This window comes from Roseibium sp., from assembly GCF_025698965.1.
Taxonomy (GTDB): Bacteria; Pseudomonadota; Alphaproteobacteria; order Rhizobiales; family Stappiaceae; genus Roseibium.
Genome location: NZ_JAILWL010000256.1, coordinates 1 through 9150, shown reverse-complemented (window position 1 = coordinate 9150; position 9150 = coordinate 1). Strand labels below are relative to the sequence as shown.

General features: G+C 56.1%; 5 protein-coding genes. 1 reads left to right on the top strand and 4 read right to left on the bottom strand.

Annotation, left to right across the window (positions count from 1 at the left end):
- Together K5905_RS19590 and K5905_RS19585 are read right to left on the bottom strand one after the other, a co-directional pair.
- Positions 1–3866: tandem-95 repeat protein (locus K5905_RS19590; RefSeq protein WP_297586810.1), on the bottom strand; the 3866-nt coding region annotated here is incomplete at its 3' end.
- A 472-nt stretch (positions 3867–4338) separates the two neighbouring features.
- Positions 4339–4770: a LuxR family transcriptional regulator gene (locus K5905_RS19585; RefSeq protein WP_297586808.1), complete on the bottom strand. Its 432-nt coding sequence runs from the start codon at positions 4768–4770 to the stop codon at positions 4339–4341.
- 795 nt (positions 4771–5565) lie between these two features.
- On the opposite strand from K5905_RS19585, the gene K5905_RS19580 reads away from it, so the two are divergent.
- Positions 5566–6057, top strand: coding sequence for a hypothetical protein (locus tag K5905_RS19580; protein WP_297586807.1), 492 nt, complete (start codon positions 5566–5568; stop codon positions 6055–6057).
- 51 nt (positions 6058–6108) lie between these two features.
- On the opposite strand, the gene K5905_RS19575 is transcribed toward K5905_RS19580, so the two are convergent.
- Positions 6109–6837, bottom strand: a complete 729-nt coding sequence (locus tag K5905_RS19575; RefSeq protein WP_297586804.1) for a M48 family metallopeptidase — start codon at positions 6835–6837, stop codon at positions 6109–6111.
- Between the two features lies 1 nt (position 6838).
- Positions 6839–9150: HsdR family type I site-specific deoxyribonuclease (locus K5905_RS19570; RefSeq protein WP_297586802.1), on the bottom strand; the 2312-nt coding region annotated here is incomplete at its 5' end.

Here is a 9150-nt window from a genome sequence, read left to right as displayed (position 1 = left end):
TCGTAGGTGAACTGATCCGTCCCGAAAAAATTGGCATTGGGCGTATAAACCACTTTGCCGTTCACGATTGTGACCGTCCCGTTGGTTCCGTCTGTTGCCGCGGTCAGAGTGAGGACTTCGCCGTCGACATCGCTGTCATTGCCAAGAACATCAACCGTCACCGCCGTGTCTTCATCCGTGATTGCGGTGTCAGCCCGGGCAATGGGTGCGTCGTTGACCGGTTGAACCGTAATGTCCAGGGTGGACGTTGTCGTGCCGCCGTTGCCATCCGAAACGGTATAGGTCACTTGATCGCTGCCGTTGAAATCGGCATCCGGAGTGTAGGTGATCTGACCACCTGAAAAACTGACACTGCCATGGGATGGTGCGCTCACCGCAGTCACGCTTAGTGTGTCGCCATCAATGTCGGTATCGTTCACGATCACATTGATCGTAACTGCTGTGTCTTCCAATGTTGTTGTCTGATCCGATTGCGCGACAGGGGTGTCGTTAACACCCTGCGTGACCACATGCACGGTGGCAGTGCTGGTGGCCAGACCATTGGAAAGCGTATAGGTGAAACTGTCGTTGTAGGTCTGCCCGGCCTGCAATTGGTTCAGCGAAGTCGCATCATAGCTGAACGTTCCATCCGTATTCAGTGTGATTTGCGCACCAAGGGCCGACACGGTGTCGAATGACGAAATCCGGGTGTTGGAAACGCCCGGGATGATGTCATTTGCCTTAACATCAATGCTGACAACCTGGTCTTCGCTGGCAAGAATGCGATTGGCCGAATTGATCTGCCAGCTGCCGTCATCAATGGCTCGGATCGTCGCATCGGCAGGTGACAATTCCCATGAGACAGTTGTACCGTCATTGGTCATTACGGGTGTAAAACCGTAATGATTGGCTGACGCGAAAGTCACCGTAGTGGTGCCGTAGCTAACCACATGCGTGAAAGTGCCGCTCAAAAAACTGACAGCCAGTGACGGTTGGATTGAGGCTGATGCGTCCGAGACGGCGCCGGAAAATATCAGCCGGTCTTCAAGAGAGAAATCGGTTATTGTGTCAGCGCCGTCATCCGTACCAAACAGGAATCGATCGGCACCTGCACCACCTGACAACGTATCGTTTCCGCCGCCACCGCTAAGCGTGTCGTCCCCCACACCCCCCGAAAGGTTATTGGCAGCAATTCCACCGGTCAGAGTGTCGTTTCCCTTACCGCCATCAATCTGGATGGTTGCATTGCCGACATTTATGGAATCGTCATCTTTCGTGGCGATGATGCGCTCTATGCCGGTTAACTGCTGAGTGCCGACATCTAGGGTCCAAGTGGGGGCTATCAGTTTCAGATTGACCGTGCCCGTTGTGGTGCCGGAGAAACCGGAAACCTGAAGCTGAATTGATGTCTCGGGAATCGTTGTGTTTCGTATCAGGTCGTTGCCGTAATCGACGGTGTCCGTACCAACCCCGCCGTCAATGATATCGCTACCGTAGGACCCGTAGATGAGGTCGTTGCCAGCTCCGGCATCCACTGTGTCGGCATGTAGTTGAGAATCGATACCCGTGTCGATTATGTCATTGCCGCCGTGGCCAAAAAGCTGGTCGGCGTGATTACCCCCGAGGATCATGTCGATACCATCACCACCGTGAATGATATCGGTGCCGTCGTTACCCTCCAGACGGTTGGTTCCACCACCGCCGTAAATCACATCGTTACCGGCACCGCCAAGTAGCTGATCGTCACCTCCAAGGCCTCGGAGCGTATCGTTGCCTCCCTGGCCCAATATGCGTGATCCCGCGGCGCGGGCGGTCACATCATCGGCGTAGTCCGACCCCCTGAACCATTCGAAATTCCGGATTGTCGCGGTTTCGGTGGTCCAAAGACCACGGGTTCCCTGGGTTCGATAGGATACGGCTTCTGCGGCACCCGTTTCCAGATTGACCTTAAAGGCGAAATCCCAACTGACGCCGCCACCAGGCCATTGCACGATATCGGAGACCGTGAGTTCAAAAACATCAACGCCCGTGCCGCCGTCGTAGATGATTGAACCGGCAATATCGCCGGTGACATAATCATCGCCGCCAAGTGCCTGAATATACAGGCCGATTGAATTGGTTTCTCGGATGTGCCCCATATATCGGGAGCTGTCGATATAAAGGGTATCGCCGAAAGCCGATCCCAAAAGAACCGAAATCGTGGAGTCGTTGCCAGAATCCTGTGTGACGATCTTAACCGGGCCGGCTGCAGCCGACATGTTGATCATCCGGAATGCGCCAACTTTGAATTCCTCAAAATTGGCGTGCGTGGCAATCTGCTTGATCTGGGTGGAGGCAGTACTGCTGGTTTCGGTTTTGATAAATCCGGCAGTGTTGTGGGTCAGGACAAGCGTACCGGCATAGCTGTTAAAGGCGGCTGATCCCATGAACTCATAGGCGTCCAGCTTGTCCCACCCGGCGCCGCCATCGATATGAGCTGAAACAACAGTGTCATAATAGGACGATCGTGTTGGACGGCCGAATTTGTCCATCTGCCAGACAAACAGGTCATCTCCGTTGCCTAAGCTGACGGCCCGGCCCGCGAAAGCATAGACGGTATCGTTGCCACCGCTTGCACTGAAGGCAGAACTTCGTTTTTCAAGAACGAACAGCCCGCCGTTCGGTTTCAGATAGTCGACATTGCCGACACCGACCCAGCCCCAAGGATTGCGCGACCAGACGGAGAACTCGCTTTTCAAATAGGCGGTAGGATTATATGCGATGCCATTTGAGCGGGAAAAACTGGTTTGAATCGTCCCCAATGTTCCATTGAACGTCAGGGTCAGTTCCTGAAAATAGTTCCCTACACCGGAATAGGCATTGGCGACCTGCGCTCCAATGTTCGCGAGCATATTATCCGTCGCAATATCCAGAGTGTAGGCTTCAGCCCTGGCAAGCTGTTCCGGAGGTGGGCCATTTTGCTGGCCTTGAAGGGCTGACCCCCACCAGCTGGGTAAGCTTCCGCCATACGAATGCGTGGCGGCCTCAATCAACTTGGTTGTTACCGCAGTTGGCGAAAGGTCGATCAGACCATTGGCGCCGAGCTCGGAATTGACCGCCGCCTGGACGATGATCGGGGCAATATAGTCGAAGAAATAGTCCGAAACACCCCAGGTGAGGATGGAAGCAGCTGTTTGCGCGGCAATGGTGATCAAGGCGGCCGGGTCGACATTGCCATCCGCCATGGATGCGATTGCCGGAGCCAGATAGGTTGCCAGATAAATGACATTTGCCGCCGCTTTGGCTGGACCGGGTAACGGCAGTGCCTTGAGGATTCCTGTAGCAGCCTTCAAGGCGCTTGCCGTGGCCAGTGCTATTGCTTCAGGACTGTTGTCGCCCCCCAGTATGCGTCCAAATACGTCTCGTGCCTCCGTCATATCGGCAAAGGCCTTTTTGACGCCGGCATTGAATTCTGTCCGTTGTGCAGTCGTCGAAGGCAGGTAGGCGGCAGCGGCAGCGTTGGACGCGATCACCTGATCAAACCGGGACTGCATCTCTGCGGCCGCACTTTCGGCGCGGGCCGTTTCCTCCGCTTTGGTCAGGGCCGGAGAAGACGCGAGGGATGCAGCCTGACTGACTTGCGCAGCGATCTGGGCTCCAAGCTTTGAAGCAGCGTAGTAACCTGGCGACCCTCCGGCATCGAGACCGATATCCGACAATTGCAGCAAGGCGGCGATGGAGGCGAATTCTGCGCGTATCTGCGCGTCGGTCAGCGAAGCAGCATTCGAGCCATACAGCCAGGCATCCTGCGTCTGGGAGCTGAGACCGTCAGGATTGGCAAGATAATCATCAAGGTACTGCTGGTAGAGTGCCAGTACCTGCGCGTCCGTTTGGGCGTTTCTCGCCATTCTGGTCTGTTCCCGAAACCGTTGTCACCTGTTTCGCGTCGTGATTGCCGTATTCGAAATACCTCTCCGCTCCTGATTTCAGGGGAAGTTTGAACAGCTGAGGGGAAGAGAGACTTCGACAGTGCAGACAAGTCGGGCGCGCACGGAAAGGGTGTAGAAACACGGGTGCAGGGAACAATAAACCAATGGATTATATGTTGATTTTAAAGAGGAAATTTCGTTGAAAGTTGTGGCGAGTGGAAACGTTGGGGTTTGTCATTACGATCGGGTTTACGGTGTCGTAGACAAATCAGAGCGTATCCAGCACTCAATGCATGCGGTTTATGCGAACGAAAGGAAGTGTCTGTGGCATCGGCAAAAAAAGGCGGCCGTTGGGCCGCCTGATTTGAACTTCGGTTTCTCGTTGCACGGGTGCGTTGTCATGTGCCGTGCGATTGGTCCGCCCCGTCTCATTTGCCGGGAACGGCGGGTACTAACCGGCGACAGACCCGCCATCAGTGAGTTCTTCAAGAAGAAACCCCAGAAGCTGGTTTTTTCCCGCGAGGCCGGACTTTGTATAAATCGAATGGGTCTGGGCCTTGATCGTTCCCGTTGCAGCGCTCCGGATCTCCGCAATCTCGTTGTTGGAACACCCTTTCAGGATCAGCTTGGTGACCTCGCGCTCGGATGGCGTCAGGTTCCACGCATCGTAATGCGCCTCAAGAAGTCTGTTGAATGAACCCGAGGCTGCCTTCAAACGCTCTTCAAGAGAATCCCGTGTGCGCTGCATCGACTTGAATTCGATGCCCAGGATAATTGTTGCAATCAGCAGCGACCCCAGGATGAAGAACTCCCAGATGTGCATGTCGTCCCAGGTTTCGATCCACTCGACCCCCATCGACTCGCCGACATCCTCAAAAAGCATGACCAAGGTGCAGAAAAGGACAAAGTAGAATGCGATTTTTATTCGATTGTCGTTGCGCATGTCTGCCTAATTTCTCTTCAGTTCGTGTGTGTTTTCACCGCCGCCGCACATGGTGCTGCGATACCGGATATGCAAGCGGCTCTGGATCTTTTCAACGAACATATGTTCGATGATTGGCTCGCACTTCCTGTTGGAAGTCGATGTTCAGGTCAAGACCTGATCGATCACATCGACGGCAAAAACAATGCTTCCTACCCCTTGTTCACAGTGGAGAATGGTTGCCAAAAGGATTGCTCCGCTATGTTCCCGGCTTTCGAGTGACTGGAAGCCTGTTAAACGGCTTGTCACACCACAATCCTACTCGTTCCAGATGCGTGCGCAGCTCGGACGGCACCCTGGCGGCCCTTCAGAAGTGCCTACTCGAGACAGGTCTGATCTGATTTAGAACGAGATGAACCGCATGATCGCTACCTGTTCCAATAGGCGGCAACAAACATTTTTGGACCCCGATCCATCTCTGTTCAAGAAACGGCATGAGATCTGTGACCGTAATTTGAAGTCTTGAATGGTGCTGCCGGAGAGATTTGAACTCAGGATTTGGCAGTCGTATCGCGTTGATTTTACGAAGCTTTTTTCTTTGGTCTGATTGCCCTGTGTACCAACACTGGGGCCAGCGATCAGGTGGCAATGATACAGAGCATAACGGTGAATTGGAAGGAGGAGGCGCAGCAACGTTTTCAGGGGTAAAAACTTCGCCCTGTTCGCGTTATTGGTGAGAGAGAGAAAGGAGCCAGAATGCGTACGTTTGCACTTCCAGAAGCCATAGCAGGTCTAGTTACAGCTCGAAACCAAGTCCGCGACTACTACAGGGAACTTCTTCGGCAAGGAGGTCACGAGGTTAGTTTGAAATACACTCTTGACGGAAATCTCGTGGGCGACATCGGTGAAGCCCTCGCAGTCGAGCTTTTTGGCATCACATTGGTTGACAGCAAATCGCACCCTGGCATCGACGGTTACAGCATCGACAAACGAAGCGTTCAGATTAAGGCGACGGGTAGCGGATACGGACCCGCGTTTCGTCCGGTCGAGCAGAGGGCCGATCACCTGATATTCTTCGATCTAGACTTTGATCGATGCAGAGGTACCGTCTTTTACAATGGTCCTGAACGACCGGTTGTCGCGACATTGCCTGCTGATTGGAAAGGCCAACGAATGGTGTCTCGCAAAAAGTTGGCAGAGCTAGATGCGAACATTGCAGATTCAGATAGGCTCCCCTTCCTACATTAGCAACGAGCATACTTCGTCATTGGTCGTCTCCTGTTGGATCGTTGAGGCGCTTCACTCATTCAGCAACACCTCAGCCATCGCATCCAGTCGCCGCTTGTATTCCTGCCAGCGGGGCATGTGGCGGTCCAGGAGGCTGTAGAAGCGGGGGCTGTGGTTGTGTTCGGCGTGGTGGACCAGCTCGTGCAGAACGACATAGTCGATACACTCACGCGGGGCCTTGATGAGGAATGGGTTTAGGCGAACAGTGCCATCGGTTGAGCAGCTGCCCCATCGCTTGTCAGTCTCGATGAGGTGGAACGGGGGATTGGTCTCGATCCATGGCAGGGCCTCTGAGACGGCGTTGAGGCGGGTCTTGAGGTAAGCCTGGGCTCGCACCTTGTACCAGCCCCTGAGACGCCCTCTAATGGCCTGTGAGTCCGTGTTCTCGGTCCTCACCTCCATGGTGCCACGATAGAGCCTGACGGACCTGTCAGGCTTGGCGACAGGGATGACCTTCAGGACATGCCGCCGACCGAGATAGTGCACCTGTTCGCCGCTGACATAGGACCGGGGGAGGACATGGGTGAACCGTTCACGGGCTTCCTGAACGTTCCAGTAGATCCAACCGGCTCGCTTGCTGACGGCTTCCCGGATGCGTTGGGCATCGGTTCCCTCGGGGGTATCGACGACGACCGATCCGTCGTGCTCGACATGGATGGCGACCTTTCCCGAGCGCCCAGCCTTGAACCGCACTTCGTAGGGAATGCGCTCGTTCCCATAAGCAAGGACCCAGTCGCTCACGTCAGCTGTCTTCACGCCCAGCGCCGCGTCTGACGATTTCAAGGACACGCGAGAGAATTCCTTCTGCCAGCTCCATGCCGCCGCCATAGGTTCTGAAGTAGCGCGGCAGCAGCTTCTGCCGTATCTCCTTCATGGCATTCTCCGGGTCAAGGGAGTGGGACGCAATCGCGGACTGGACGATGCCGTCGATGTGGATGGCTTCGTCGATCAGATGGTCCTCTCCCTTCTCCTTGACCGTTCCCTCGGGCAGAGCCTGCAGGAGAGCACCATAGTAGGCCCTGTGGTGGCGGTTGTCAGCGATCCTGTCGGGAATGCCCGGAGCCTGCCCCGTCTTGACGTGCTCCTCCAGATCCTTCAGCAGGACATACTGCTTGTGCGGATGGTCGAAGAGGTCCGCCGCTTCCCGAATGGCCTTCTTGAGCAGCTCGGAGAAGGCTGCCTGCGCATAGGGGTCTTCAGCCAAGTCCTGTTCTATCGTCCGCGTCAGGCGCGACTTGATGAGATCGGCTTCTGTCCGTGTCTTCTCGTCGCTCCAGCTCTCCGGATCATCGAGCGAATAGCTTGCCTGTCCGTCTTCAGCAAACCCCGTGATGTCGATGACACCCTCGCTATCCTTGACTCCAATGCCGATCACCTGCTTGTCGATCAGGTCGCGGATCTGCTTCTCGTAGGCCGAGAAGTCCACCGTCTCCTGGCTGGCCTGCTTGGCCCAGATACGCAGCTCGGTGAACCACCTGAGGTCGCTCTTGTAGGTCGCAATCTTCTTCTCGCCGACGGCGCTGTCCTCGAAGAAACTGCGGGTGGAGAGGGCGAGCTTCAGGCACATGCCGAACTCAGACAAGGCCGCGTAGAAATCGTCCCGAACCTTCTGGTGCCTGTCGAAGTTCTCGCCCGCTTCATTGATCTCGACTTTGGGAACGAGGACACGGCGGAACTGCTCCATGTCCTGCCTGTTCTGCACATCCTTGAAGATCGCCCAGAGATCGCGGTGGAGCACGGGCAAGCGTTTGTACTCGCTGGAGACGTTCTCGTAGAGGCCGATTAGGTCGTCGATCTCGTAGCCGCCCTGGGTTCGCTCGGCGAGGTCTTGATAGGCGGTCAGGGACGTGTCCAGCTCCTTCAGGATGCCGCGATAGTCAATCAGGTAGCCGTATTTCTTATCCTCGTGCAGGCGGTTCACGCGGGCAATGGCCTGCAGCAGATTGTGTTCCCTCAGGTACTTGTCGATGTAGAGAACCGTGTTGCGCGGCTCGTCAAAGCCCGTCAGCAGCTTGTCGACGACGATGAGGATGTGCGGCCCACCATCAGTTCCGAAATCCCTCAGGACTTCTTTCTCGTAGCCCTCGGCGCCTGCTGGATTTTTGGCGACTGTCGCGGCCCACCACTTCTGCACTTCGGGCGAGTTGGCCGCGCTGGTGTCCTCATGGCCTTCCCGTGTGTCGGGCGGGGAGATGATCACGGCACTCTCAACAAGCCCCAGCGCATCGAGGGCCGCCTTGTAACGGATCGCCGAGAGCTTGCTGTCCGTGGCGAGCTGCGCCTTGTGGCCAAGGTCTTTCCAGTTGCGGGAAAAGTCCTCGGCGATGTCGAGCGCGATGCAGGTGATGCGCTGGTCGGCCCCATAGATCGTCCCCTTGGTCGAGAACTTCTTCTTGAGATCCGCCCTCTGGTCGTCGCTGAGGTTGGTCGTTCTCGCCTCGAACCAGGCATCGACGGCCCGGTCGTTGATCTCGAGCTCCGGCTGCCGCTCTTCATAGAGCAGAGGGGCCACCGTTTTGTCCTCGACTGCCCGCTGCATTGTGTAGGCGTGGAGGATCGGGCCAAACTTGTTCTGGGTCTTGTCGTCCTTCAATAGCGGCGTTCCGGTGAAGGCGATGAAGGCAGCATTTGGTAGGGCCTTGCGCATGCGCTCATGGCTTTCCCCGCCGTGGCTCCTGTGGCCCTCGTCCACCAGCACGATCAGGTCGGACGAGTCGTTGTGGCATTCGGGATAGGACGCCGCAGATGTGAACTTTTGCAGCAACGTGAACATGATCCGTTCGGTGCCGGAACCGATCCGCTTGGCGAGATCACGTCCCGACTGCGCCTTGGCCTTCGCACCTTCCTTCTTGGTGGCCATAGCCGACCCGAAGGCTCCTCCGGACATGAAGGTATTGGCGAGTTGCCGCTCAAGGTCCGTCCTGTCGGTGATGACGATGGTGCGGCAGTTGGCAAGCTCAGAGCGGAGCAGCAGGGCCTTCAGCAGGAACACCATGGTATAGGACTTGCCGGAACCTGTGGTGTGCCAGATGACGCCGCCTTCGCGGCCTCCTG

Excerpts from the sequence above, each read along its gene's own strand:
- K5905_RS19585 (WP_297586808.1), bottom strand. The coding sequence starts at position 4,770 with ATGCTTTTTGAGGATGTCGGCGAGTCGATGGGGGTCGAGTGGATCGAA.
- K5905_RS19580 (WP_297586807.1), top strand. The coding sequence starts at position 5,566 with ATGCGTACGTTTGCACTTCCAGAAGCCATAGCAGGTCTAGTTACAGCT.